General features: G+C 64.6%; 21 protein-coding genes and 1 tRNA gene. 11 read left to right on the top strand and 11 right to left on the bottom strand.

What is annotated here, in order from left to right; translation table 11 throughout:
• Nucleotides 1–4: 4 nt before the first annotated feature.
• The 4 genes from EV655_RS16425 to denD form a co-directional block, all read right to left on the bottom strand.
• The gene (locus EV655_RS16425) at nucleotides 5–1,288 is read right to left on the bottom strand and encodes a TRAP transporter large permease (protein WP_132546444.1); all 1,284 of its coding nucleotides are present in this window, start codon (nucleotides 1,286–1,288) and stop codon (nucleotides 5–7) included.
• Nucleotides 1,285–1,782, bottom strand: a complete 498-nt coding sequence (locus tag EV655_RS16420; RefSeq protein WP_132546443.1) for a TRAP transporter small permease — start codon at nucleotides 1,780–1,782, stop codon at nucleotides 1,285–1,287. The genes EV655_RS16425 and EV655_RS16420 overlap by 4 nt, the downstream gene beginning before the upstream one ends.
• 68 nt (nucleotides 1,783–1,850) lie before the next feature.
• On the bottom strand, nucleotides 1,851–2,819 hold the full coding sequence (locus EV655_RS16415) for a TRAP transporter substrate-binding protein (RefSeq protein WP_132546442.1): 969 nt from the start codon (nucleotides 2,817–2,819) through the stop codon (nucleotides 1,851–1,853).
• Between the two features lie 37 nt (nucleotides 2,820–2,856).
• The gene (gene denD / locus EV655_RS16410) at nucleotides 2,857–3,843 is read right to left on the bottom strand and encodes a D-erythronate dehydrogenase (protein ID WP_132546441.1); all 987 of its coding nucleotides are present in this window, start codon (nucleotides 3,841–3,843) and stop codon (nucleotides 2,857–2,859) included.
• A gap of 877 nt (nucleotides 3,844–4,720) precedes the next feature.
• Here denD and EV655_RS16405 point away from each other — a divergent pair.
• Genes EV655_RS16405 through EV655_RS16390 form a run of 4 tightly spaced genes read left to right on the top strand, consistent with a single transcriptional unit; the run spans nucleotide 4,721 to nucleotide 10,380 of the window.
• Nucleotides 4,721–6,691, top strand: a complete 1,971-nt coding sequence (locus EV655_RS16405; RefSeq protein WP_207902009.1) for a type I restriction-modification system subunit M — start codon at nucleotides 4,721–4,723, stop codon at nucleotides 6,689–6,691.
• A gap of 8 nt (nucleotides 6,692–6,699) precedes the next feature.
• On the top strand, nucleotides 6,700–8,115 hold the full coding sequence (locus EV655_RS16400; RefSeq protein WP_165905380.1) for a restriction endonuclease subunit S domain-containing protein: 1,416 nt from the start codon (nucleotides 6,700–6,702) through the stop codon (nucleotides 8,113–8,115).
• A complete protein-coding gene (locus EV655_RS16395) occupies nucleotides 8,115–8,906 on the top strand; it encodes a hypothetical protein (protein WP_132546438.1) in 792 nt (263 codons plus the stop codon). The genes EV655_RS16400 and EV655_RS16395 overlap by 1 nt, the downstream gene beginning before the upstream one ends.
• A gap of 22 nt (nucleotides 8,907–8,928) precedes the next feature.
• Complete coding sequence (locus EV655_RS16390; protein WP_132546437.1) at nucleotides 8,929–10,380, top strand: hypothetical protein; 1,452 nt, start codon at nucleotides 8,929–8,931, stop codon at nucleotides 10,378–10,380.
• 99 nt (nucleotides 10,381–10,479) lie between these two features.
• Here EV655_RS16390 and EV655_RS16385 read toward each other — a convergent pair whose 3' ends face one another.
• Entirely contained in the window at nucleotides 10,480–11,871 is a 1,392-nt protein-coding gene (locus tag EV655_RS16385) for a site-specific integrase (protein ID WP_243645113.1), read from the bottom strand.
• Nucleotides 11,872–12,127: 256 nt separating this feature from the next.
• Nucleotides 12,128–12,201: transfer RNA gene (locus EV655_RS16380), tRNA-Cys, on the bottom strand.
• Between the two features lie 155 nt (nucleotides 12,202–12,356).
• On the opposite strand from EV655_RS16380, the gene EV655_RS16375 reads away from it, so the two are divergent.
• The 3 genes from EV655_RS16375 (at nucleotide 12,357) to EV655_RS16365 (ending at nucleotide 15,185) form a co-directional block, all read left to right on the top strand.
• A complete protein-coding gene (locus EV655_RS16375) occupies nucleotides 12,357–13,010 on the top strand; it encodes a protein-L-isoaspartate O-methyltransferase family protein (protein WP_132546435.1) in 654 nt (217 codons plus the stop codon).
• A 62-nt stretch (nucleotides 13,011–13,072) separates the two neighbouring features.
• Nucleotides 13,073–14,455, top strand: coding sequence for a TolC family outer membrane protein (locus tag EV655_RS16370; protein WP_132546434.1), 1,383 nt, complete (start codon nucleotides 13,073–13,075; stop codon nucleotides 14,453–14,455).
• Between the two features lie 82 nt (nucleotides 14,456–14,537).
• Nucleotides 14,538–15,185: a hypothetical protein gene (locus EV655_RS16365; RefSeq protein ID WP_132546433.1), complete on the top strand. Its 648-nt coding sequence runs from the start codon at nucleotides 14,538–14,540 to the stop codon at nucleotides 15,183–15,185.
• Between the two features lie 63 nt (nucleotides 15,186–15,248).
• Here the strand turns inward: EV655_RS16365 and EV655_RS16360 are convergent, their stop codons facing one another.
• On the bottom strand, nucleotides 15,249–15,569 hold the full coding sequence (locus tag EV655_RS16360; protein ID WP_132546432.1) for a DUF6280 family protein: 321 nt from the start codon (nucleotides 15,567–15,569) through the stop codon (nucleotides 15,249–15,251).
• A gap of 214 nt (nucleotides 15,570–15,783) precedes the next feature.
• Here EV655_RS16360 and efp point away from each other — a divergent pair, with 214 nt between their 5' ends.
• Nucleotides 15,784–16,347, top strand: coding sequence for an elongation factor P (efp, locus tag EV655_RS16355; protein WP_132546431.1), 564 nt, complete (start codon nucleotides 15,784–15,786; stop codon nucleotides 16,345–16,347).
• Between the two features lie 43 nt (nucleotides 16,348–16,390).
• On the opposite strand, the gene EV655_RS16350 is transcribed toward efp, so the two are convergent.
• The 3 genes from EV655_RS16350 to EV655_RS16340 are packed head-to-tail and all read right to left on the bottom strand — an operon-like array spanning nucleotide 16,391 to nucleotide 19,663.
• A complete protein-coding gene (locus tag EV655_RS16350) occupies nucleotides 16,391–17,191 on the bottom strand; it encodes a fructosamine kinase family protein (RefSeq protein ID WP_132546430.1) in 801 nt (266 codons plus the stop codon).
• Complete coding sequence (gene ygfZ / locus EV655_RS16345; protein ID WP_132546429.1) at nucleotides 17,184–17,942, bottom strand: CAF17-like 4Fe-4S cluster assembly/insertion protein YgfZ; 759 nt, start codon at nucleotides 17,940–17,942, stop codon at nucleotides 17,184–17,186. The genes EV655_RS16350 and ygfZ overlap by 8 nt, the downstream gene beginning before the upstream one ends.
• 47 nt (nucleotides 17,943–17,989) lie before the next feature.
• Complete coding sequence (locus EV655_RS16340) at nucleotides 17,990–19,663, bottom strand: ABC transporter ATP-binding protein (protein WP_243645115.1); 1,674 nt, start codon at nucleotides 19,661–19,663, stop codon at nucleotides 17,990–17,992.
• Between the two features lie 279 nt (nucleotides 19,664–19,942).
• On the opposite strand from EV655_RS16340, the gene EV655_RS16335 reads away from it, so the two are divergent.
• Together EV655_RS16335 and EV655_RS16330 are read left to right on the top strand one after the other, a co-directional pair.
• Nucleotides 19,943–21,142: a pyridoxal-phosphate-dependent aminotransferase family protein gene (locus EV655_RS16335; RefSeq protein ID WP_132546428.1), complete on the top strand. Its 1,200-nt coding sequence runs from the start codon at nucleotides 19,943–19,945 to the stop codon at nucleotides 21,140–21,142.
• A 97-nt stretch (nucleotides 21,143–21,239) separates the two neighbouring features.
• Nucleotides 21,240–21,980, top strand: a complete 741-nt coding sequence (locus EV655_RS16330) for a YebC/PmpR family DNA-binding transcriptional regulator (RefSeq protein WP_132546427.1) — start codon at nucleotides 21,240–21,242, stop codon at nucleotides 21,978–21,980.
• Between the two features lie 9 nt (nucleotides 21,981–21,989).
• Here the strand turns inward: EV655_RS16330 and EV655_RS16325 are convergent, their stop codons facing one another.
• Entirely contained in the window at nucleotides 21,990–23,390 is a 1,401-nt protein-coding gene (locus EV655_RS16325) for a GGDEF domain-containing protein (protein WP_165905379.1), read from the bottom strand.
• 165 nt (nucleotides 23,391–23,555) lie between these two features.
• On the opposite strand from EV655_RS16325, the gene EV655_RS16320 reads away from it, so the two are divergent.
• Nucleotides 23,556–24,473, top strand: a complete 918-nt coding sequence (locus EV655_RS16320; protein ID WP_132546425.1) for a DMT family transporter — start codon at nucleotides 23,556–23,558, stop codon at nucleotides 24,471–24,473.
• Nucleotides 24,474–24,500: the final 27 nt, after the last annotated feature.

The following is a 24,500-nucleotide window of genomic DNA, read 5'->3' as shown; positions in this document are numbered from 1 at the left end:
CCCATCACCCGGCGCCCATCAGCAGGTCGACCGGCCAGAGCGTGATCGCCGGGACATAGGTGATGACCATCAGCGCAGCCAGGACCGTCAGCACGAACCACAAAAGCTGCGGGATGATCTTCTCGACGGGCAGCCCCGCCACCGCGCAGGCGGCGAAGAGGTTCACGCCAAGTGGCGGGGTGATCATGCCAAGCGCGAGGTTCACCACCACGATCAGCCCGAAATGGACCGGATCCACGCCATAGGCCACCGCGATGGGCGCAAGGATCGGGGCCAGAACCAGAATCGCGGCCGAGGTCTCGATGAACATGCCCACGATCAGCAGCATCAGGTTGACAACCAGCAGAAAGGCGATGCGGCTTTCGAACATGCCCTGGAACCAGGCCGCGATGTCGTTGGGCAGGCCCGACCGGGTGATCAGGAACGAGAACAGCGCCGCCGCCGCGATGATCAGCATGATCGCCGAGGTCGAGACGACGGTCTGCTTCAGCACCTTGGGCAGGTCGGCAATCCGAAGCTCGCGGTAGACCCCCATGCCGACGACCAGCGCGACGGCCACGGCGGCGGCGCTGGCCTCGGTGGGGGTGAAGATGCCGGAATAGATGCCGCCGATGATGACGACGGGCACCACCAGTGCGGGCAGTGCCGCCCGGAGCGCGGAACCAAAGCGTTGCCGGTCGTCGCCGTCCTGTTTTCCCAGCCCGCGCGCCCGGCAGAGAACCAGCACCAGCGCCATCAGCGCCCCCGCCACCAGCAGCCCCGGGCCGATGCCCGCCAGGAAGAGCTGGCCGATCGAGGTGTCGGTCGAGACGCCGTAAAGGATCAGCGGGATCGAGGGCGGGATCAGCACACCCAGTTCCGCCGAACTGGCCTGTACCGATGCCGCCAGCGGCGCCGGATAGCCGTGGCGCACCATCGCCGGAATCAGGATCGCGCCGATGGCAAAGGTCGTGGCCACCGACGAACCCGAGACCGAGGCGAACATCATGCAGGTCAGCACGCAGGACGCGGCCAGCCCGCCCTGGATGCCCCCCACCACCGATTTCGCCAATTCCACAAGCCGATGCGAGATGCCGCCCGCCGACATCAGGTTGCCCGCGAGGATGAACAGCGGGATCGCCATCAGCGGAAAGCTGTCGATGCCGGTAAACATCCGCTGCGCGACCAGCAGGAGCGGAAGCCGCCCCTGCACCTCGATCCCGATCACCGAGGCCAGTCCGATGGCCACCGCGATCGGCACGCCGAGCAGGAACAGGATCGCGAGTGAGAGGGCAAGCGCGGCGTTCATGTGGGTGCCCCGAGCGGGTCCTCGTCGGCTCGGAATGCCCGGATCATGCAGCCCGCGACCGCCAGCAGGATGAAGGCCGACCCCACCGGCAGCGCGGCATAGACCCAGGCGATGGAAATCTCCAGTGCGGCAAGCTTCTGCCTGGCGACCCGGCCGGTCATCGCCCAGCCTTGCCAGAACAGGATGCCGAAGAAGGTCAGCGTCAGGGCCATCGAAAGTTGATAAAGCGCCTGGCCCAGACGTCGCGGCAGGACGCTCTGGACGATCTCGACCGAGATCATCGCGCCCTGGCGGAACGCGGGCGCCGCGCCCAGGAACACCGACCAGATCATTGCCGAGCGGGTGATCACCTCGGACCAGGTCGAGGGATGCCCGAAGACGAAGCGCGTCGTCACCTGGTAAAGCGCCAGCGCCGTGGCGAGCACTAGGAACAGGATGGCAAGCCAGAGCGCGATACGGGTGGTGACCGCCTCGATCCGCAGGAAATGGGTCATCGGCTCTCCCTGCCGGCAAAAGGACCGGCGCAAGGGGGCGCGCCGGTCCGATGCTTTGCGTGCGGTGATTATTCGACTGCCTTGATGCGGTCGATCATCTCTGTTCCGTATTGATCGGTATAGACCGAATAGGACGACTTTTCGGCCAGTTCGGCAAAGGGTGCCTTGTCGATATCGGTTATCACCTCCATCCCGTTCTCGCGCATCAGCGCGATCCCGGCTTCCTCCAGCCGGTTCACCTCGGCACGCGAGGCGGCGGCGGAGGCCTTGGCGGCCTGCTGGAACCAGCTCTTCTGCTCATCCGTCAGCCCGTCATAGAGCGCGGGCGATGCCAGCACGACGGCGGGCGAATAGACATGGCCGGTGAGCGAGACGTATTTCTGCACCTCCCAGAACTTCGCCGCGGTGATCACGGTGACCGGGTTTTCCTGCCCGTCGACCACGCCTTGCTGCATCGCGGTGAAGAGTTCCGGGAATGCCATGGGCGTGGGCGCGGCACCCATGCCCTGGAAGGCGGCCATATGCACCTTGTTTTCCATGGTGCGCAGCTTCAGCCCGTCCAGATCCGCGGGCGTGCGGACCGCGCGTTGCGAGTTCGTGACGTGGCGGAAGCCGTTCTCGGTCCAGGCGAGGCCGACCAGGTTGTTCTCGCCGATCTTGTCCAGCAGTTCCTGCCCGATCTCGCCGTCCAGCACCTTGCGCGCATGGTCGTAGTCGCGGAACAGGAACGGCAGGTCGAGGGCATAGATCTCGGGTACGAAGTTGCCCAGCGGCCCGGTCGAGGTGATGACCACGTCCATCGAGCCGATCTGCAGCCCCTCTATCATGTCGCGCTCGCCGCCCAACTGGCCCGCGGGCGCCTGTTCGCCGGTAAAGGCGCCGCCCGACAGGTCCGTCAGCGTGTCTATGAAGGCTTGTGCGCCGACGCCATAATGCGATGTGGGCGACAGCGAATGGCCGACGACGACGTTCTGCTGGGCCTCGGCGGCCGTGCCTAGGGTAATGGCCGCGATGGCACCGATAACGGCATGTTTCATGGGGTGGTCTCCTCCCGTGGTTTCTCGTTGGGGTCTTTCAGGGCGCAGGCATGGCCATGCGGTCCATGTGTTCCCGCACCAGGTCTGCGAAATCGGTGTTGGGCACAAAGCCCAGCGCGCGGGCGCGGGGCGTGTCGATTCCGCCCGGCCAGCTTGCGACCATCGCCTCTATTCCGGGCTCCGGCACGGGGCGGACGCGCGCGGCGACCTCGGGGCCGGCAAGGCAGGTCAGCGTGTCCAGCATCTCGCCCACGCCGACGCTGATTCCCGGCAGGGTGATCGTCGTCTCGCCCCGCAGCGTGCCCTGCGCCAGCGCCGCGGCGGTCAGGATGTGGTCAAGCGCCCTGGCGGGCGAGGCGAGGTGCAACCGCACGTCGCGGCCCACCGGCAGCGTGGCGGGCAGCCCCGCCAGCGGGTCGCGGATGATGCCGCTGGCGAAACTCGACGCCGCCCTGTTGGGCGCCCCCGGCCGCACCGAGATCGTCGGAAAGCGCAGCGACCTGCCGCGGATGAACCCCTTGCGCGTGGCGTCGCGGATCAGCAGTTCGCCCATCAGCTTCTGCGTGCCGTAGGACGACTGCGGCGCGGGCAGGGTGTCTTCGGAAATCAGGTCATTGGCGGCGCAGGCGAACACCGCGACCGATGACGAGAACACCAGAACCGGCGCCCGCGCCATCCGGCGGCAGGCGTTCACAAGGTCGATCGTTCCCTGCAGGTTCACCGCCATCCCGAGGTCGAATTCGGCCTCGGCCTGACCAGAGACCACGGCGGCGAGGTGAATCACCAGATCGGGCGCGTCTTCGGCGATCCGCCCGAGGGTCGCCGGATCGGACAACGCCCCGGGCAATACATGGACGCGGCGGAGCCCGGCAAGTTCGGCCAGCGGTTCGGCCGCTATGTCGGTGGCAAGGATCGCCGCGATGCGCCGCTGTGCCCCGTCCAGCGTGATCGTCTCGCGCTGGGCCAGCGCCCGGACGACCATTCTGCCAATGAACCCGGCAGCGCCGGTGACCGCAATCCGCACGCCCAGCGTCCTCCCCCGTGCAAGCGCACCTGCACGCTGTCACCCAAAGCGCGAGGCGTCAATCGCCTCTGTCAAGGTGGTGCTGTCCGCGCATGGCGGTCATTCATCCGCGTCCAGATGTAGGGTCCGTCTTCGATCCGCCCGCACCAGCGGTATTCCGGATCATCGGATCATATAGGGGCTTTCGCTATCCCAGTACGGGGCCCCGTTCGCTCGGTGATCTCGCCCTGCGCCGGCCAGCCGATCCCGTTCTGGATGATGGAAGCCTGCTCTGTCGCGCGCATGAGATCACGACCGCCAAGATCGGATCAGGACGGAGTTCCGCAGCAACGCCGCTGCAGCGTGAACAAAAACGTGGACGCAGAAGTGCTGCAATGGATCGTGAAGCGCAACCCATTGAAAGTAAATGGAGGCGAGTGCCGGACCCGCTACCATTTTTCTAAGCCACTGGAAGGCTTGAAAAATCGAGTGCGAGGTTGAGTTGTGTGTCGCACTTCGTGTCACACTTATGCTGTCTGGGTTGTGTTCCTGTCAACCGCCGGGTGTTGTCATGGGGGCTTCCCTTCCTCCTACAGGTGGCCCGAATGCCGCCTTAGCGGTCCCTTCGTCCTACCGCACGTGCTGGTTACGCCTACCGGGGTGACCCCGTTGCAGGGGCGGGGGCACGGGGGATAACCGCGCGGCGATGGTAGTGGATAGGGGCACGAAAAAATCTGCCACAAAATCTTGACGTTGCCCTTTGTCCAGACGCCAACTCTGGGCTACACAAGCAGATGAAGTGCGCGGGCCAAAGCGCCGCTAGAAAGTCGAGTGGGCACCTATGAACAAAGTAACCAATGAGTTTAGCGAGTTCGTTCTCTTTTCAGAGGATGAAAACATGGCACTCGATAGCCGGGCAGAAGAACGCGAAGTAAGGGGTGCGACAAAGCCCTACGTCAACTGCCTTGTTCGCAATAAATCGGTGCAGCTAAGCCCAGAGGAACGGACGCGCCAGCTTTGGCTGGCTCGGCTCATTGACCAATACGGCTATGCACCATCGCGCATTCAAGTCGAGTACCCCATCACATTTGGACGCGACAGTTCCAAGCGTGCCGATATCGTCGTCTTCGACGCTGACCGGCCCACGGTTCCCTACATCATCATTGAAGTGAAAGCTGCCAAGCTACGGGACGGCAAAGAGCAACTGCGCTCCTACACCCATGCCACGGGCGCACCTTTGGCCGTATGGAGCAATGGCATTCTGGCCGAGGTCTGGCACCGCAAGAACCCCAACTACTTTGTCCCTATTCACCACCTGCCACGGGCGGCGCAGACGATTGAAGATATCGTCGATCAACCATGGACCATTCAGACCCTTATCGACAAAGAGAACGAGCGGGAACGCGAAGGGTCCAAGGCCCGGTCCCTGCGCGAGTTGATCGTGGACATGGAAAACGAAGTGCTGGCCAATGCTGGTGTTGATGTCTTTGAGGAAGTCTTCAAGCTGATCTTCACGAAGCTGTATGACGAGATGGCCACGCATCGGGGCAAGCATCCCTACCTGCGCTTCCGCAACACCAACACCGCCGCGCAACTCAAGCGCGCCATACAAGACCTGTTTGATGAAGCGAAGCGCAAGTGGCCCGGCGTGTTTCTTGAGGATGAACGCATTCGCCTGTCACCGGATCACCTTCAAGTCTGCGTCGGGTCGCTGGAAGAATGGAAGCTGTTCAACTCCAATCTCGACGTGATCGACGACGCATTTGAATACCTCGTCAACAAGTCGTCGAAGGGCGAGAAGGGACAGTATTTCACGCCGCGTTGGGTCATCGACATGTGCGTGAAGATGCTCAATCCGCAGGAGCATGAAACCGTCATCGACACCGCTTGCGGTTCGGCAGGCTTCACCGTGCACACCATGTTCCACGTCTGGCGTCAGATCATGGCGGACCTGGGGCTAGAGGAAAGCCACCTGTTCACGATGGACCAGAAGCCGCCGCGCTGCGAAGACTACGTGCGCGACAAGGTGTTCGCTATCGACTTCGATGAAAAGTCGGTGCGCGTGTCGCGCTGCCTCAACCTCATCGCAGGCGATGGCGAAACCAACGTGCTGCACCTGAACACGCTGGATTGGACCAAGTGGGACGAGACCGTGAAGCAGGACGAGTGGTCCGACACTTACGGCGACGGCTGGCGACGGCTACGCAAACTGCGGGCCAATCCGCGTCAGACGGACTATCGCTCCTTCGGATATGACGTGCTAATGGCCAACCCGCCCTTCGCAGGCGATATCAAACAGTCCGACATGCTATCGCCCTATGACCTTGCACACAAGAAGACGGGCAAGCTGGAACGCGCAGTGGGGCGCGACTTGCTGTTCATCGAACGCAATCTGGACTTCCTGAAACCGGGCGGGCGCATGGCCGTCGTGCTGCCGCAGGGCCGGTTCAACAACTCGTCCGACCAGCGGGTGCGCGAGTTCATCATGGAACGCTGCCGCATCCTCGCCGTGGTGGGGCTGCACCCCAACACCTTCAAGCCGCACACGGGCACCAAGACCAGCGTGCTATTCGTGCAGAAGTGGAACGACGATCCCGCCGCAGGGCCGCTATGTCCGAAGGTGGATGACTACAACATCTTCTTCGCCACGCAGCAGGTGGAAAGCGTCAATAACTCGGGTGAGAAAGTCTATGTGCGCCGCGAAGACGGAACACTCATGCGCGATACGCACGGACACTTCATTGTGGCTCATGATCTCTACAATCACGAAGGGCTGACACGGGACGGGATAGCCGAAGCCTTCCAAGAGTTCGCGGCACAGGAGCAGTTCAGTTTTTTTCGCCACGCCCCTTCGACAGTGACCGCCTGAGCGCACTGTTGGAGGGGCTGGAAGCCTCGATTGCCAGAGCAACGCAGCTTGAAAGAACCTCACGCATCGACGCTGAGTTCTTTCAGAGACGCTTTCTCCGCTCTGCTGCACTCATTGAAAAGTGGCAACGCGAAAGCGTGGCTCAATTGACGCACGTTTCTGACGGAAATCACTTCTCCATCAGCGAGGACTTCGTTGATGAAGGCGTGCCCTATTATCGTGGGCAGGATGTGACAAACCGCTTTTTCGTGGAAACGGCTGCACCCATCCATATCACGCGCGAAGCGTATGACCGGAAATATATGCGGAGATCATACCTCAAGCGGGGCGATGTTCTGCTGTCGATTATTGGCACGATTGGCGAATTAAGCCTTGTTGCGTCTGAAAGGCCAGCGACTTGTTCCTGTAAGCTGGCAATACTGAGGCCGCGCAAGGTAACACCGGAGTTCTTGGCTGTATTTCTTCGTTCAGAGCATGGTCAAAACCAAATCGAACGGCTCACCCGTGGGGCTGTCCAGAAAGGCTTGATCCTAGAAGATATGGATCAACTGTGGGTGCCGCATCTTTCGCCAGAGTTCGAGAAGCGCATTTCGCAAACAGTGCTGAACGCGCGCACCACGCAAGAAGCGTCGGGGACGCAGTTGCAGCGCGCCGAAGACACCCTGCTTGCAGCACTCGGACTTGCCGACTGGACGCCGCCTGAACCGCTCAACTACTCCGCCCGCGCCAGCGATGCCTTCGCCGCCGGGCGCTTGGATGCACAGTATTTCATGCCCGCCAAGGAACAGGTTCGGCAGTCGCTCGCCGCGCTTCCGGGCCGGGTGCTGGGCGACCGCGTGGACAGCATCCGCGACATATTCGTGCCCGACCGCGCCCCGCCCGACATGCTGGTGCGCAACTACGACGTGACCGACGCGCTGGTGCCCTTGCTGGACGCGGAGAAAGAACCGCAGGCGGCAGGCGAGATCGGTAGTATCAAGAAGACCTTCAAAGACGGCGACTTGGCCATATCGCGGCTGCGTGCCTATCTGCGCGAAATCGCTGTGGTCCGGACGGGCGATGATATCCCCTCGGTCGGATCGTCGGAGTTCATCGTGCTGCGGCCCAAGCGGGGACGGCGCGATATATCCCCCGAGACGCTGATGGTGTTCCTGCGCGCGACCCCGGCACAGACCATCCTGAAATGGTGTCAGGACGGATCGCAGCACCCGCGTTTCAGCGAAGGCGACTTGCTGTCCATCCCTGTTCCCGACGCCGTGGCGGGGGTATCGGATCAGATCACCACCATCGTTCAGGAAGGCTTCGCCGCCCGCTACAAGGCTCGCCAGCTTCTCGAAGCCGCCAAGCGCGGCGTGGAGATCGCCATTGAAGACGGCGAAGACGCCGCGATGGCCTTCCTCGACAAAGCAGAGGGGGCAAGCTGATGGCGCTGGAACCTGAAGCCGCCCGGAAGTGGCGGGACCAAGCGCAGTTCGACTACATCGGACCTTTCGTGAAGTCTTGGGCTGCATTCAATGCTTGGTTTCGGCATGGCTGCGGCAGTTCAAGTGATGCCGACGGCCTGTCCTACGTCACGACACAAGATAACCTGGTACGCAATACAGCAATCCCACTGCTGAACAAGAATAAGACCAACGACCGGGCGCAAAAGTTCAAAGCCAACATCGCTGATTTGCATGAGCGACTTTCGGACTACGACTTAAACAAAACTGATCCGAAGACAGGAACGATATACACGATCCGACTGAGTTCGGTTCGGGTGCTAAATCAGGGCAAGCCGCAAAAGCGGCAGCACAATAAAGATCAATTCTTAGTTCACCGCACCAATAAGAAATGGCGAAGTGAAATCAAGCGCGACGACAAAGTTGCGTTCGAGTTCGAGCAAGGGGAGTGGAACATTGATGAGCTTGTGACCTACGGCAAATTCACAAAGCTCAGTCAGACCCGAAGGACTTTCCTGCAAGCCACCTACAACGCTGCGGACCCATGCCCATTGCTGGACTTAACCGCAGGTGATGCTGACGAGTTGCCGATAGGAAGTGTCCCGTTCAGATGCACCGAGCAGGAGTTGTTTTCAGGTTTGGTGCGTGTGCTTTATGACATGCGCAACAGCCTGTTACATGGTGAGTTGGTGCCGAATGAGACCGCCTTGCGCTGCTACGAACCCGCATATTGGCTCCTGAAGGACTTTTTGGCCTTCGCGGACGCTGGATAGAAAAACAGATAGATACGCGGCCATGAGCGACCGTCCGTTCGATCCCCACTGGACCACCGACAGCCCGGACCTTGCCGCGTTCCTCGACCGCATTTGTAAGGACATGACCAGCAGGGAGGTTCGACCACGGCGACGGCGGGACACTGCGCAAGCCAGCTTTGAGGCCGCAATCAAGGCAATCGTGCTGGACCTGTACCGCGCTCACGAAAGCGACCCGGCGTTGGAAGTCGGCATAGCGTCGGGAACGACAACACTGCAAGATTGGGCCAATAGCCGCTATGGCCCATCATTTCTGACCGCCCGAACATTCCAAGACGCAATGGCGGGTCTTGAGAAGGCCGGGTTGATTGTTCGCACGCGGACCTTCTGGCACGACCCGGCAGGCAAGAAAAGCCGCACGTCGCGCTATCAAGCATCGCCTTCCTTATTGGCAGGACTTCACGAGGCCGGGGCTTCCGTGGCTGCACTGCGCCGTCATCGGAACGCGGAAGGCATACGGCTCAAGGATGCGGACAAGAAGCTGGTCGAATACGGCGATGTTCAGTTCGCCAATGAAGCGCGAGACCGGCTCCGCGTTATCAACGACATGCTCGAAAGCCATTGGGCGGACTTGGCGCTAACAGATGACCAGATCAGCCAAGCCAAGGACGGCTTGCGGGGTGAGCGGGACGACGAGGCCAGCCAGCCATTTGACTTCGCTGCACGCACCGTCTATCGCGTCTTCAACAACGATGATTGGGAACAAGGGGGCCGGTTCTACGGGGCTTGGTGGATCAGCATCCCGAGCAAGTTCCGGCCCTACATTCTGATAGATGGGAAGCGCACAGTTGAGGTGGATTACTCCGGTCTCCACGCGGCCATGCTATACGCGCAAGAGAGATTTCCCATTCCCGATGACCCCTATCAGCGGTGTGTGACGAAGCCAGGCAACAAGGCCGAACGGAAACTGGTCAAGCTGACTTTCAATGCGCTTCTGAACGCAGACAGCGTGAACAAGATAGGCGAGATCGACGATTACTCACCAGAGATCACCGGGCGGGCTTGGAATGACTTCAAGCGGTTCGTCGTTGCCAGCTTCCCCGAGTTCAAGCACTACTTCGCTTCCGGCGTCGGACTTCGATTGCAGCGCAAGGACAGCGACTTGGCGGAAGCCGTCATGATGCACTTCGCAGCAATGGGCTATGCGTGCCTGCCGGTGCATGACAGCTTCATCGTGCATCACGGAATGCAGGATATCCTGACGGACGTCATGACAGCCACTTTTTCAGACATGTTCGGGGTAGCCGGAGCAACTGACTTCGACTTGGGGCTTGGTGAAGCACCCGAGGTAACAGGTAAAGCAGTGGGCGTGGACATAGCAGCGTTGCTTTATCCAAAAGGTCATGAAGGACGATTGCAGGCATTCCGCGCCTTGCAGGAAACAGAACAACCCGAGCGTCCCCCCTATATGTGTGGAGATCATATAAATGACTGATTTTTATATGAATAAGGGGAACAGCGGGATATATCCTCTCGGTCGCGCCGTCAGCGCCGCTCCCTCATTACCGGTAACGATAAGGAACGGCGCTTCTGGTCAGACCCGAAAGGTTTCTATCGCTTCCTTCAACTGCGAAAGCGTGTACCCCTCACGCAAATACACCTCCTGCGTCACGCCTTCGCGGGCATGGCCGACGATGCACTGAATTTGCGGGTCCGGTACGTTGGCTTGGCCTAGTCGGGTCACGACCGTGTGCCGCAGGCTATGGAAGACAAGGCCCGGTTGCTTGATGCCCAGCTTGGGCAAGAAACTCTCGTTGCACCATCTGCCCAAGTTGCGACCGTAGCCGCCATTGGCGCTGTAGCTGTAATCGGGGAATAGGCGCGTGCCGGTCTTGCGACCTTCCACGAAGTCGAGAAAGCCAAGGCGGATCAACTCGGAGTGCAGAGGCACCTTGCGCCGCGCTGCTTTCGACTTGACGCTTTTGTTGTCGTCGCCTTCGTCGGTGATGTTCAGGAACCATGTGTCCCCGTCCCGTTGCACATCGGCAATGTCGAGTTGGCATATCTCGTTCAGCCGTGCCCCGGTGAACATGCCTAGAAGCATCCCCCACTTGTGGCTGTCCTTGCGCACCAGCCCGGACGGGTTGTCCGTCAACTCCGTGTAGATCAGACGCGCGTGGTTTTGTGCGAAGGGTTTGCGTTCCGTTTCGCTGTTCTTCGCCTTGGCGACTTTCATCTTGTCGAACAGGGTATGCGGTGCGTAGCCGTGCCGTTCGGCCCAGTCGAAGAACATCTTGAACATCTGGATATGGCTGTTGATCGTCTTGGGCGCGATCTTCTTGTGTCCGGGTTCCTTGATGACCTGCATCAACGGCATGGCCTTCAACTTGGGCTTGGTGTTCCGGCTGGCGGGCAGCGCCTGCAACACCTTCTTGACCTCGTTCGCGTCCTGCCTCGTGATCGTGCCAAGCAACCTGTCTGGCCCGAAGTATTCGACAAGGATGTTCAGATAGGCCCGGTTCTGCCCGATGGTCTTCGTGGCCCACTGGCGGGAATGCTCAGCGATGAAATCATCCACCGCTGCGCCCAAGGGCGATGACGCTGGCAGAGCGGGCGCAGGAGCGGCAGGAGCGATGGCCGGGGCGTCGTCATACGAATAATGCTCAAGGCGCTCAGCGGCTTCCAGAACGCGCCTGAGAAGGTCGCGCCGCCCCTTGCGAAGCTCCATCGCGATCCGGGGCAGGCTGGCGTCCCATTCTGCGTCCGAAACGGCCATGGTTCGCTTGAACCGGGCCACGGGTAGCCACTGCGGGTTCGCGCTCTCCATGTCCACATAGCTTTCATGGTCAAGCATTTCCTCGCGAACATCGGCCAAGGCGTTCTGAGACAGGCCGCGACGGTCCAGCCAGTCAAGATACTGGTCCAGTTGCGCCTTGAAGTACGCCTGCACTTTGTCGCGTATCTCGCTTTGCCGAAGTCCTGCCAACGCACTGTTATCCCCGAGTATTCGCCCGCAGGATGCAAGATAACGGGCAAGATCGCCAGCCCTGTCAGGGCAACGGGTTCGCAGGGAGATGCGAACAGTGGCGCGCTTTCCCTCTTGAGATGGAGGGATAGGCCAGCGGAAGTAATAAACACCGTGCCGAGAAGGGCTTAGATAGGATGACAGCATCATAGGGCGTGTGTCCCACTTTGTGTCACACCCGACCGTTCAGCCGCTAACCCTATGATTTAGAAGAAAATGGAGGCGAGTGCCGGAATCGAACCGGCGTACACGGATTTGCAATCCGCTGCGTAACCACTCCGCCAACTCGCCTGACCGAGCACGGACATAACGCAACGTTCCTGCCCCCGCAAGAGATGTTCCCCGCTTGCCATAGTCACGGCCGCAGCGGCCTGCGGGCATTGCCGGAAGCGGGGTTATGTGGCATCACCAAGCTAGGTTAATTCCGAACCGGAGAGTTCACCCGAATGCCTGATTATGACGCCCTTCGCGAGGCCATGGTCGACACCCAGGTGCGTCCGTCGGACGTGACGCGCCTGCCGATCATCGAGGCGCTTCTGGCGGTCCCGCGCGAGGAGTTCGCGCCGGCCGCGCTGCGCAGTGCCGCCTATATCGGCGAGAACCTTCCGCTTGGCCGCAACCGCACGATCCTGGAACCCCGCACCTTCGCCAAGATGCTCGAGGCGATCGACCTCGGGCCGGGGGATCTCGTTCTCGATCTCGGCTGCGGTCTTGGCTACTCGGCCGCGGTGATGGCGCGGATGGCCGATGCCGTCGTCGCGGTCGAGGAGGACCCGGCCATGGCCAAGGAGTCCGAGGCGCTGCTGGGCGAGTGGGGGGCGGACAATGTGGCCGTCGAACGTGCGCCCCTGGCCGAGGGCGCACCGCGCCACGGGCCCTATGATGCGATCGTGATCGAGGGCGCGGTGGAAGAGATCCCTGCCGCGATCGCGGACCAGCTCAAGGAGGGGGGCCGGATCGTGGCGCTGTTCATGGAAGACACGCTTGGCGTCGCGCGAATCGGCCGCAAGGTCGAGGGCGCGCTGAGTTGGCGGTTCATCTTCAATGCAAGCGCCCCGGTATTGCCGGGATTTGAACGCGCGCACGAGTTCCAGTTCTAGGGGAGGCTGGGCGACAGGCAAACGCGGAGCAGGCAAGCAGCCGCATCAAAGAGGCTATAAAAATGAGCAGTTTCTTTCGACTTCTGACCACCGCGGCGCTGAGCGCGGCGGTCCTTGCCGGTGGCGTGGCGGCATCCAGGGCAGAGAGCCTGACCGACGCGCTGATCGACGCCTACAAGAATTCGCACCTCCTGGAACAGAACCGCGCCGTGCTGCGTGCCGCGGACGAAGGGGTGGCCCAGGCCGTGGCGGCGCTGCGGCCGATCATCGAATTCGCCATCAATGGCAGCTATCAGGACGGTAACAGGCGCAGCCCGACCCAGGGCGGCTATACCAGCACCGCCTCGGCCGAACTGACCGCGCGGCTGACGCTTTATGATGGCGGCAACAACCGCTTGGCGATAGACGCGGCCCGGGAATCCGTTCTTGGCACCCGCGCGGCGCTGCTCGGGGTCGAGCAGGATGTGCTGCTCTCCGCGGTTCAGGCCTACATGGACGTCTTTGCCGCCATCCAAAATGTATCATTGGCCGAGAACAACGTCCGTCTCATTACCCAGCAGTTGCGCGCCACCGAGGACCGTTTCGAGGTGGGCGAGGTGACCCGCACCGACGTTTCGCTGGCGCAGTCGCGGCTTGCGGCCTCGCGCTCGAACCTCGTGGCGGCACAGGGCAGCCTTGCCGTCGCGCGCGAGGCCTACAAGCGCGCAATTGGCCGCTATCCCGGTGCGTTGACCGGCATCCCCCGGTTCCCGGCCCTGCCCGAGAGCACGGATGCCGCCCGTTCGATCGCGGTCAGGGGCCATCCCGACATCGTCCGTGCCCAGCACGAGGTGACGGTGGACGAGCTGAACCTTGCCCGCGCCAAGGCGGCGATGCGTCCGAGCATCAGCGCCAGAGCGGGCGTTACCGCCGAGGACGATGGCGGCGAATACGGTTCGGTCGGGCTGTCGCTGACCCAGACGATCTATCAGGGCGGCGCGCTCTACGCGGCCGAGCGGCAGGCCCGCGTGAACATCCAGCAGTCGCGCGCCGCGCTGTTGCAGACCGTCCGGCTGATCGACGAGGAGGTCGGCAATGCCTGGTCCAGCCTTGCCGTCGCCCGCGCCCAGCTTGAGGCGACCGATGGCCAGATCCGGGCCGCGCAGCTTGCCTTCGAGGGCACGCGCGAAGAGGCCCGCCTTGGCGCGCGCACGACGCTTGACGTTCTTGACGCCGAACAGGAACTGCTGGACGCCCGCACCGCCCGCGTGCAGGCCGAGGCCGACCAGTATGTCGCGATCTACCGCGTGCTGTCGTCGATGGGGCTGCTGACGGTCGAGCATCTGGGGCTTGGCATCCCGACCTACGACCCGCGCGCCTATTACAACGCGGTGTCGAACGCTCCGGCCAAGAGCCTTCAGGGACGCAAGCTCGACAAGGTTCTCGAAGGCATCGGGCGCAACTGACGGGTCGGAGTTGTTGTCTAACGGGTCGCATGGGGCTAGGCTTGCCGGTAAAGCGAGACGCGAGCCCCCCATCGAGCCTCCCATGTCCGAACCCGTAAAACCCCGCGATGTCGACGAGGTTCTTACCTCGATCCGCCGCCTTGTCGGCGACGAGGCCGTCGCGGTGCGGCCTGGCCGAATTGATGCCGCGCCGGACCGCCTGATCCTGACGCCCGCGCTGCGCGTCGCCGCGGCTGGGTCCGCGGGGTGGGCCGCGGACGTGTCCCGCAAGGTTGTGCCGGATACGGCAGTTGAACCGGATGCCGCGGCGGCAGCGGCCGCGGCCGCCGCTGCCGATGCCGCGACGCTTGAGCAGCGGATCGCCGAACTTGAGGCCGCGGTGGCAGGTTGCGACGGCGACTGGGAGCCCGACGGCACCGATCCGCCGCTTGCCGCGACCGGTTGGGCCGCCTCCGGTGCCGAACGGTCGCCCGCCTCCACTCCGGACGGGGACGTACGTGACCGGAACAGCCGTGCCGCGGCCGCCAACAGTGGCCCGGGACCAAGGGCGGATGCCGCCGCGGAAGAGGCCGGGACGATAGTCGTCGACAAGGAGATGCTGCGCGACCTGGTGGCAGAGATCCTGCGCCAAGAACTTCAGGGCCAGCTTGGCGAGCGCATCACCCTGAACATGCGCAAGCTGGTGCGCCGGGAGATCAACCGCGCGCTGGCGCTGCGGGATCTGGACTAGCGGCGCCCCCGCAACGAAAAACGCGCCCCGAGGGGCGCGCTTTGATGTCCGGTATCGCCCGGATCAGGCGGCTTCCGCCTCGGCCTGCAACTGGCGGCGCTCGCTTTCCTCGCGGGACAGCGCGACCGAGGTGCGCACGCCGCGCGACACGAATTCCATCAGCCCGTTGACGACGCGCTCGTTCGGGTCGATCCCGGCGCAGGACAGCACTTCTCGGCCATCGCGCGAGCGCGCCCAGCGGGCGATCTGTTCCGGTCCGTTGCCATATTTCTTGTCGTCCGCGATTGCATCGTCCAGGGCGGCCAGCACCACCGCGGCGAACAGTTTTCGGGCACGGTTCCCCTGTTCGTGGTTGAAAGCCGTGCCATCAACGAAATCGGCCATCTCGTCGTCCTTTATTCTTGCTCTTGCGTTTCGGGCGCGCGGCCGAATATGACGGTTTTGCTTCGATTCGGTATTTCCGTTTTCGAATACCATCCATGCGCTGAGTGCATGGCTAACACACAAACCTTACCGGATCTAGTCGTATTGTCGGCCCAAGAACGACAAGATATAGGTGAGCGCGATCCTCGTTCAACCTTTCATTAACGGATCTCCCATGCCCAAGATCAACGGTAACGAAATCCGTCCCGGGTTCTTCCTCGAGCATGATGGAGGATTGTGGTCCGTCGTGAAGGTGGACCATGTCAAGCCCGGCAAGGGTGGCGCGTTCGCCCAGGTCGAGATGAAGAACCTGCGCACCGGCACCAAGCTGAACGAGCGCTTCCGCAGTGCCGACAAGGTCGAGCGGGTGCGGCTGGAGAACAAGGACCAGCAGTTCCTCTACGAGACCGATGGCAAGCTGGTCTTCATGGATACCGAGACCTACGAACAGATCGAACTGCCGGCCGACATCCTGGGGGAGCGCCGGCCCTTCCTGCAGGACGGGATGACCGTGGTGGTCGAGTACCACGAAGCCGAGGCGCTGAACGCCACGCTGCCGCCGAAAGTCACCTGCCGGATCGTCGAGACCGAGCCGGTGGTCAAGGGCCAGACCGCGGCCAACAGCTTCAAGCCCGCTGTGCTGGACAATGGCGTGCGCATCATGGTGCCGCCGTTCGTCGGCCCCGGCGAAGAGATTGTCGTGAACACCGACACGATGGAATATTCCGAACGCGCCTGACCGGGCGCGGCACCGGCAAGGGGCAGGGCTACCCGTTTCGAGGTCAGGCCCCCACGGTGGCAAGGCACGCCTCGGCCATCCCCCGATAGCCTCCGCCGAACAGCCGCAGATGCACCAGCGCGGGCCAGAGCTGGTAGACTCCCCGCCGGTCCTTCCAGCCTGTCTCGGGCGGTCCGTAGGCGGCGGCAAAGTCCGGGCCTGGCCGGCCGAAGAGGTGCAGCATGGCAAGATCCACCTCGGCATGCCCGTGATAGCAGGCCGGGTCGATCAGCGCCGCGCCGCCAGCGGTGAACAGCACGTTACCCGCCCACAGGTCGCCATGCAGCAGCGCGCAAGGCGGGCGGCGGGGCAGAAGGTCAGGCAGGCGGGCGGCCAGCCGGTCCACGCGTGCGGCGATGTCGGCAGGCAGGGCCTCGGGCCAGGCCAGCAGCCGCCGCGCGGCCCAGAATTCCGGCCAATCGCCGCAAGCCGCATTGGGCAGCGCCGCGGCACCGAAGGCGTAATCCTCGTCCCAGCCGTAGGCCGTGCCCTCGACCGCATGCAGCCGCGCCAAGGCGATGCCCAGCGCGGCCCAGCCTGCGGCCCTGGCCCGCGTCTCGTCGAGATGTGCCATCACCAGCAGATCGTCCGCGACCGCGATAACGGCCGGGCAGGGCACACCCGCCCGTGCCATCGCCGCCAGCATCCGCGCCTCGCGTGCCACCATCGGCCCGGTCTTGGCAACGACCCTGCCGCCATCCGCCATCGTCACCCGCACCACTTCGGACAGGTCACCGCCATGAAGCGGCGCCATCCCGGCGACCGGTGCGCCCAAAAGCGCCTCTATCGCCGCCCGGTCAGCCATCGTCCAGCGTCAGGATTGCCGCGCCTGCGTGCATCGGCCCGGCCGTGCGGTCAAATCGCAGATAGGCAATCGCCTGCCCGCCCGACTGGCTGAACAGAACCCCCGCGGGCTTGTCCCCCGCCAGGATCGGCGTTCCCACCGGTGCCGCGCCCTTGATCCGCACCGTCGCGAGCCCTTTCTTGAGCTCGGTCTTGTGCTTCATCCGGGCGGTGACCTCCTGGCCGACATAGCAGCCCTTGCGGAAATCGACGCCGTGCAAGCGGTCGAACCCGGCCTCCAGGATGTAGGTCTCGTCCGGGATCAGCTCGATGCCGGTCTCGGGGATGCAATGCGCCACCCTTATCGCGTCCCAGTCGGTCGTGCCCTCGCGCCCGGGTTCGGCGGCATAGGCCCGCCAGCCAAGCGCCGGGTCGCGCGGGTCGGGCAGCGCGTCCGCAGGCGGTTCGCCAAGACCGCGCAGCACGTGCAGCCCGGCGGGTTCGATGGCCACCTTCGCGCGCAGCTTGTACATCGACAGCCGCCGGATCAGGGCCTCGGCAAGGCCGGTTTCGACGTCGACAAGGATTGCGTCGCCATGGCCGGTCAGGAAGAAATCGGCCAGATACTTGCCTTGGGGTGTCAACAGAGCGGCATAGACCAGCCGTCCGTCGATCCCGCGGACATCATTGGTCACCAGACCTTGCAGGAAATGTTCCCTATCCTCGCCGGTGATCTTCAGAACCGTTCGGTCGCTGGCGGCTTCGCCCTGCATGGCTGTCCTCCTTCATTGGGTCCTTACCAGGATATAGGGCGAAGCTGTCATCCCTCCGAGGCGAATTGCAGCCGGTAGAGGCTGGCATACAGCCCGCCCCCGGCCAGCAACGTGTCATGGGTGCCCTCCTCGACCACCCGGCCCCTGTCCATCACGAGGATCCGGTCGGCATTGCGCACCGTCGCCAGCCGATGGGCGATTACCAGCGTGGTGCGCCCTTGCGAAAGCCGTGCCAGGGCCTGCTGCACCAGTTGCTCGGACTGCGCATCCAGCGCCGAGGTCGCCTCGTCCATCAACAGGATCGGGGCGTCGCGCAACAGCGCGCGTGCGATCGCCACCCGCTGGCGCTGGCCGCCCGACAGGTTCGAGCCGCGCGGCCCGGCCGCGCTGTCCAGTCCCCGGGGCAGGTTCGGCAGGAAATCGGCGACATGGGCGGATCGCAGCACCTCGGCCAGGCGCGTCTCGTCGACCGCACCGCCAAGCACGATGTTCTCGCGGATCGTCTCGTCGAACAGTGCCGCTTCCTGCGAGACCACCGAGAACAGGCCGCGCAACTCGGCCAGGTCCATCCGGCCGACCGGCGTGCCCCCCAGCGTGATCTCTCCCGACTGCGGGTCGATCAGCCGGGTCAGCAGGCCGAAGACGGTGGTCTTGCCCGCCCCCGACGGCCCGACCAGTGCGGTCACCTCGCCCGCCCGTGCCACCAGGTTCAGCCCGCGCAGCACCGGCGCGTCGCCATAGGCGAAGCTCACGTCGCGCATCACCAGTTCGGTCGAGTCCGCGTCGCGGCGGGGCAGGGGACGGGCGGGCGACACGATCCGCGGCGGCATGTCGAACAGCCGGTACAGCCGTTCCAGGCTGGCCGCCGCAGTCTGCCAGGTGCCCGAGACATTGCCGAGCCGGCGCAAGGGCTGGAAGGTCAGCGCCATCGCGGTGAAGAAGCTCATGAACTCGCCCACCGTGCGCTCGCCCGCCAGAATCTCGCGCCCGCCCACCAGCAGCACGAGAAAGAAGCCAAGCCCGGTCACGATGTCGATCATCGCCGGCACCGTGGACTGGATCGCGCGGATCTTGACCTGTGCCGCAGCGATCGCGTGCACGATCCGGTCGAACCGGCCAAGCTGATACTCCTCCATCCGGTTCAGCTTGATCGGCACCATGCCGTGAAAGATCTCGTCCAGCCTGGTGGTCCGGTCGCCCGCCTGTTCGCGCATCCGCATCGCCTTGCGCCGGATATAGCGCTGGGCAAGCGCGGTGGGCAGGATCAGCAGCGGCACGCCCACCACCGCCATCGCCGTCCAGGTCGGCGCGACCGAGATCGCGACGAAGAACAGCGCGATCAGCGAGATGATGTCGCGCCCCATGGCGACGATCACGGTGGTCCAGATCTGCTGCACCACCTGGGTGTCGCCCTGCACCCGCTCGATCAGCGCGCCGGGCGGGTTGTCCTGAAAGAACTGCCCGTCAAGCCGCAACAGGTGGCGCACAAGGTCCACCTGCATCGCCGTCGAGCTTTTCATCGCCACGCTGGTCAGCAGCGTCTGGTTGGCGATCGAGGTCAGCGCCCGGATCACGAACAGCCCGAAGATGCCGAGCCCCACCCACAGAACAAGATCGCCCTCGCCGCCGACGAAGACCCGGTCGAACAGCGGTTTGAGCATCCAGCTCAGCAGGCCCAGCGTGCTGCCCTCGATGGTCAGCAGGGCGAAGGCCAGAGCCATCCGGCCGCTGTGCCGGCGCAGGTAGCCGCGCCAGAGCCGCCCGAAAAGCCGCGATGAGCGATAGTCGCCCTGCACCTCGCCGGGGGTCCGGGGGGGCGCGTCCGGCGCCGGTATGGGGGGGGATCTGTCCAAGGGCGCTGGGCCGGGGCTGTTGGCGGGCGGCGCGCCGGTCGGGCGGCCTGTCGCGCCGGGCTTAGCCCGAAAGCCGCGCGCTGACAAGCGATTGACGCCCCCGGTGCCCGGACCTAACACGGGCGCGAACGCTTTCGGAGTGCCCGCATGCCCCTGTCCCACGGCCGCCCCTATCTTGCGATTCCCGGCCCCTCGGTCATCCCCGACCGGGTGCTGCAGGCGATGCACCGCCCCGCGCCCGAAATCCACGGCGGCGCGATGGTGGACCTGCTGGCGGGCCTTCTGCCCGACCTGCGCGCGGTGGCCCGCACCCGGCACAAGGTGGCAATGTATATCTCGAACGGCCACGGCGTCTGGGAGGCGTCGATCGCCAATACCCTGTCGCGCGGCGACCGGATGCTGGCGCTGGCCACCGGCCGGTTCGGCCACGGCTGGGCCGAGACCGCAGAGGCGATGGGCGTCGATGTCGAGGTTCTCGATTTCGGCAAGCGTTCGCCCGTCGATCCCGACCGCGTGGCCGCGCGGCTGGCCGAGGACCGCGCCCACGCGATCCGCGCGGTGACGCTGGTCCATGTCGACACCGCGACCAGCGTCCGGAATGACGTGGCTGCGGTGCGCGCGGCGCTGGATGCGGCAGGGCACCCGGCGCTCTTGATGGTCGACTGCATCGCCTCGCTGGCCTGCGACCGGTTCGAGATGGACGAATGGGGTGCCGACGTGATGATTTCTGCCTGCCAGAAGGGGCTGATGGTGCCGCCGGGCCTGGGCTTCGTCTTTTTCAACGAGCGGGCCGAGGCGGCGAGGGTGTGCGCCGATCTGGTGACGCGCTACTGGGATTGGCGGATGCGCGCCGACCCCGAGGAATTCTACCAGTATTTCTGGGGCACCGCGCCCACGCACCACCTGTTCGGGCTCCGGGCCGCGCTGGACATGCTGGTGCACGAAGAGGGGATCGAGGCCGCCTGGGCGCGTCACGCGCGGCTGGCCCGCGCGGTCTGGGCGGCGTTCGACACCTGGGGGCGCGCGGGCTCGATCGAACTGAACGTGACCGCCCCGGACCATCGCAGCCACGCCGTGACCTCGGTCCGGATCGTGCCGCCGAACGCCACCGCCCTGCGCGAATGGCTGGCCGACACGGCGGGGGTCACCCTCGGGATCGGCCTTGGCATGGCGGCGCCGGGCGATCCGGCCTGGCACGGCTTTTTCCGCATCGCCCATATGGGCCATGTGAACGCCCATATGGTTCTGGGCGCGCTTGGCTCGATCGAGGCGGGGCTCCTCGCGCTGGACCTGCCGCATGGGCCGGGCGGGCTGGAGGCCGCCGCCGCCGTGATTGCCGGGCGCTAGGTCCCGGCCGCGCTGTCGCGGCCACCCGGCCTTGCGGCCACGACCCCGGGTGGCCTATAGAGCGTTCCGACGAATTCAGCCTTCGCAGAGGGGTTCCATGGCAGGCCATTCGAAATGGGCGAACATCCAGCATCGCAAGAACCGTCAGGATTCGGTTCGCTCGAAGCTGTTCTCCAAGTTCAGCAAGGAGATCACCGTCGCGGCCAAGATGGGTGACCCGGATCCCGACAAGAACCCCCGGCTGCGGCTGGCGATCAAGGAAGCCAAGTCGCAGTCCATGCCCAAGGACAATATCGAGCGCGCGATCAAGAAGGCGATCGGCGGCGAGGGCGAGGCCTACGAGGAAATCCGCTACGAGGGCTACGGCCCGGACGGCGTCGCGGTGATCGTCGAGGCGATGACCGACAACCGCAACCGTACGGCGTCCAACGTGCGGTCGATCTTCACCAAGTATGGCGGCAACCTGGGCGAGACCGGCTCGGTCGCCTTCATGTTCGAGCGCAAGGGCGAGATTCGCTATGCCGCCGGCGTGGGCGATGGCGACAGCGTGATGATGGCCGCGATCGAGGCGGGTGCCGAGGACGTGGAAAGCTCCGAGGAGGGGCACGTGATCTATTGCGCCGATACTGATCTCGGCGAGGTGGCCGCGGCGCTCGAGGCGACCCTGGGCGAGAGCGAGTCGACCAAGCTGATCTGGCAGCCCGGCACCACGACGGAACTGGATCTCGACGGCATGCAGAAGCTGATGAAGCTTGTCGATGCGCTCGAGGATGACGACGACGTGCAGCGCGTGACCACGAATTTCGAGGCGACCGACGAGGTTCTGGCCCAGCTTTAGGCGCGGGCTTCAGCCGACCCCGGCCATCGGCAAAGGCGCGCTTTCCACCCGGTTCCGCCCGCTGCGCTTGGCCGCGTAAAGCGCCCGGTCGGCCGCGTCGAGCGCGCGTTCGAACCCGTCGGGCCGCGAGGTGTCAAGCGCGGCGCACCCGAAAGAGGCGGTCAGCGCCTTGCCGCCGGGGCCGGTGCCGATGTCGCCCGAGGGCATGATCCGAAGCTCTTCCCCAAGCGCGTGGCGCAAGATCTCGGCGACCGCCTCGGCGCCCGCAAGCGGCGTGTCGGGCAGGACGAACAGGAACTCTTCGCCGCCCCAACGCCCGGCGATGTCCGACATCCGCAGCCGGCCGGCCAGCAGCATCGCCGCGGTCTGCAGCGCCCGGTCGCCGACGCCGTGGCCCAGCCGGTCGTTCACCGCCTTGAAATGGTCAAGGTCGCAGATCACCATCGAGACCGGGCGCCCGTTGCGCTCTGCGGCGTGGATCGCGTGGCTGGCCATCATCAGCGTGCCGCGCCGGTTGGCGAGGCCGGTCAACGGGTCGATCAGCGAGGCGCGCTGCAACTCGCGCGACAGCTCGCGGCGTTCGCGCTCCAGCCGGTCGCGCATCCGCCCCGTCACCAGCACGCCCGTGCAGCAGAACAGGATCATCGCCTGGGTAAAGAAGGCGTCGGCGGCGCTGGCGCCAGACTGCTCGAACCGGAAGATGGCGATGGCCAGGCTCGTCGGCACCAGTGCCGCAAGCGCCAGTTCGAACCGCAACACCCGGGTCAGCCGGTCGTCGCGGAACAGCGCGCGCAGGGCCGGGCGCCGGGCCTGGCTGATCTGCGCGGCCAGCACCAGGGGCCCCATGATCAGCATGGCGAAGGGCGACAGCGCCCCCTGCAGCCGGCCGATTCCCATCGCATAGCCAAGGAAAGCCGTCAGGCAGATCATGCCCGCCGTCCCGGCCAGCAGCATCGCGGGCCAGGCCGGGCGCCTGCGCCGCAGCGAAAGTGCGCTGGTCAGCGCCAGAATCCCGATCGCTGCGCTTTCGCCGGTCGGCCCCGCGTCATGGGGCACGGTCTGGAACAGCCCGAGAAGCTGGCCGATCGCGATCCCCCCTGCCAGCACCAGCAGGCCCCGCTCGACAGGCCCGCTGCGGGCAAACGGGCGCTGGATCATCACCGCCAGCGCGAGTGCTGCCAGTGCGCCCAGCGTCAGCGCGTCGATTCCCCTGTCGCCGGGCGCCGGGCGGAACAGGATGGGAATGTCGGCGACCAGACCGACGGCCGGCACCGCGGCCAGCAGGAACGAGAACAGGGCGAGCAAACGGCGCACTGTGGGTGCGGCCCGCACCAGCACGAAGCGCGGGGTGGTCTGAAGCAGATCGTCCTCTTCCCACGCGCGGGCCGGCGGATGCCAGGTTTCTTTCATCGGATGCCCCATGGTCGCGGATGACGCCCCGCATTCCGATCCAATATGGCAAACGAGATGTTAACACGGCGTTGACGCAGCCTGCGGCGCGCTAATGCCGAGGGAACGGATCCACGGGGCGGGCGCCCCCTTGCCTTGGCGGCATGGTTGGGGTGAAGTCGCGCCATGGTGCACGGCGCGGACGCATCCCGGGGTCACAGGCCCCTCGCGGGAGTTCTGTGGATGCTGTTGACCGGCGCGAATTTCGTGGCGGTCACGGCGCTGGTCAAGCATGTCGGAACCGGCATGCCCGCCGCGCAGGCCGCCTTTCTGCGCTATGTGCTCGGGCTTGTTTTCCTGGCGCCAATGCTGGGCCCCTTGGTCCGTGCCGGGATCGGCCGGGCCGCGCTGAGGCTCTACGCCTGGCGCGGGCTCGCGCATGCGCTGGGGGTGATCTGCTGGTTCTACGCGATGACCCGCATCCCGATCGCCGAGGTCACCGCGATGAACTATCTCAACCCTGTCTACGTGACGATCGGTGCGGCGCTTGTCTTCGGCGAAAGGCTTGCCGCCCGCCGCGTCCTTGCCATCGTGGTGGCGTTTCTGGGCGTGCTGGTGATTCTGCGCCCCGGCTTCCGCGAGGTGTCGGACGGCCATCTCGCGATGCTGTTCACCGCGCTTTTCTTCGGCGCCTCCTATCTGATGGCCAAGCGGCTGAGCGAGCGTGACTCGGCGGCGGTGGTCGTCGCGATGCTGTCGGTCTCGGTGACGATCGCGCTTGCCCCCCTCGCTGTCGCGGTATGGGTCACCCCGACACTCTCGCAGGTGTTCTGGCTGTTTCTCGTCGCGGCCTTCGCCACTGCCGGGCACTATACAATGACGCTTGCCTTCCGCGCGGCGCCGCTGACCGTGACCCAGCCTGTCAGCTTCCTGCAGCTGGTCTGGGCCGCGCTCCTCGGCTGGCTGGTGTTCGGCGAGTCGGTGGACGGCTGGGTAATCGCCGGCGGCGCGATGATCGTGGGGGCTGTCGTCTTCATCACCTGGCGTGAGGCAGTGCTCAATCGCCGGACCATCACCCCGCCGCCCGACGCGACCAAGCTGTGATGCCGCCTTGCCGTCCGGCGCCGCCCG

The sequence above is a fragment of the Rhodovulum euryhalinum genome, assembly GCF_004342445.1.
Lineage (GTDB): Bacteria > Pseudomonadota > Alphaproteobacteria > Rhodobacterales > Rhodobacteraceae > Rhodovulum > Rhodovulum euryhalinum.
Note: the sequence above shows the minus strand (reverse complement) of the source record. Positions and strands in the feature narration are given on the sequence as shown.

Coding starts and splice junctions, on each gene's coding strand:
- EV655_RS16405 (WP_207902009.1), top strand. CDS start 4,721: ATGGCACTCGATAGCCGGGCAGAAGAACGCGAAGTAAGGGGTGCGACA.
- EV655_RS16350 (WP_132546430.1), bottom strand. CDS start 17,191: ATGGCTGACCGGGCGGCGATAGAGGCGCTTTTGGGCGCACCGGTCGCC.
- EV655_RS16420 (WP_132546443.1), bottom strand. CDS start 1,782: ATGACCCATTTCCTGCGGATCGAGGCGGTCACCACCCGTATCGCGCTC.
- EV655_RS16425 (WP_132546444.1), bottom strand. CDS start 1,288: ATGAACGCCGCGCTTGCCCTCTCACTCGCGATCCTGTTCCTGCTCGGC.
- EV655_RS16325 (WP_165905379.1), bottom strand. CDS start 23,390: ATGAAAGAAACCTGGCATCCGCCGGCCCGCGCGTGGGAAGAGGACGAT.
- EV655_RS16415 (WP_132546442.1), bottom strand. CDS start 2,819: ATGAAACATGCCGTTATCGGTGCCATCGCGGCCATTACCCTAGGCACG.
- efp (WP_132546431.1), top strand. CDS start 15,784: ATGCCCAAGATCAACGGTAACGAAATCCGTCCCGGGTTCTTCCTCGAG.
- EV655_RS16335 (WP_132546428.1), top strand. CDS start 19,943: ATGCCCCTGTCCCACGGCCGCCCCTATCTTGCGATTCCCGGCCCCTCG.
- EV655_RS16340 (WP_243645115.1), bottom strand. CDS start 19,663: ATGGCTCTGGCCTTCGCCCTGCTGACCATCGAGGGCAGCACGCTGGGC.
- EV655_RS16360 (WP_132546432.1), bottom strand. CDS start 15,569: ATGGCCGATTTCGTTGATGGCACGGCTTTCAACCACGAACAGGGGAAC.
- EV655_RS16365 (WP_132546433.1), top strand. CDS start 14,538: ATGTCCGAACCCGTAAAACCCCGCGATGTCGACGAGGTTCTTACCTCG.
- ygfZ (WP_132546429.1), bottom strand. CDS start 17,942: ATGCAGGGCGAAGCCGCCAGCGACCGAACGGTTCTGAAGATCACCGGC.
- EV655_RS16370 (WP_132546434.1), top strand. CDS start 13,073: ATGAGCAGTTTCTTTCGACTTCTGACCACCGCGGCGCTGAGCGCGGCG.
- EV655_RS16320 (WP_132546425.1), top strand. CDS start 23,556: ATGGTGCACGGCGCGGACGCATCCCGGGGTCACAGGCCCCTCGCGGGA.
- EV655_RS16395 (WP_132546438.1), top strand. CDS start 8,115: ATGGCGCTGGAACCTGAAGCCGCCCGGAAGTGGCGGGACCAAGCGCAG.
- EV655_RS16375 (WP_132546435.1), top strand. CDS start 12,357: ATGCCTGATTATGACGCCCTTCGCGAGGCCATGGTCGACACCCAGGTG.
- EV655_RS16390 (WP_132546437.1), top strand. CDS start 8,929: ATGAGCGACCGTCCGTTCGATCCCCACTGGACCACCGACAGCCCGGAC.
- EV655_RS16330 (WP_132546427.1), top strand. CDS start 21,240: ATGGCAGGCCATTCGAAATGGGCGAACATCCAGCATCGCAAGAACCGT.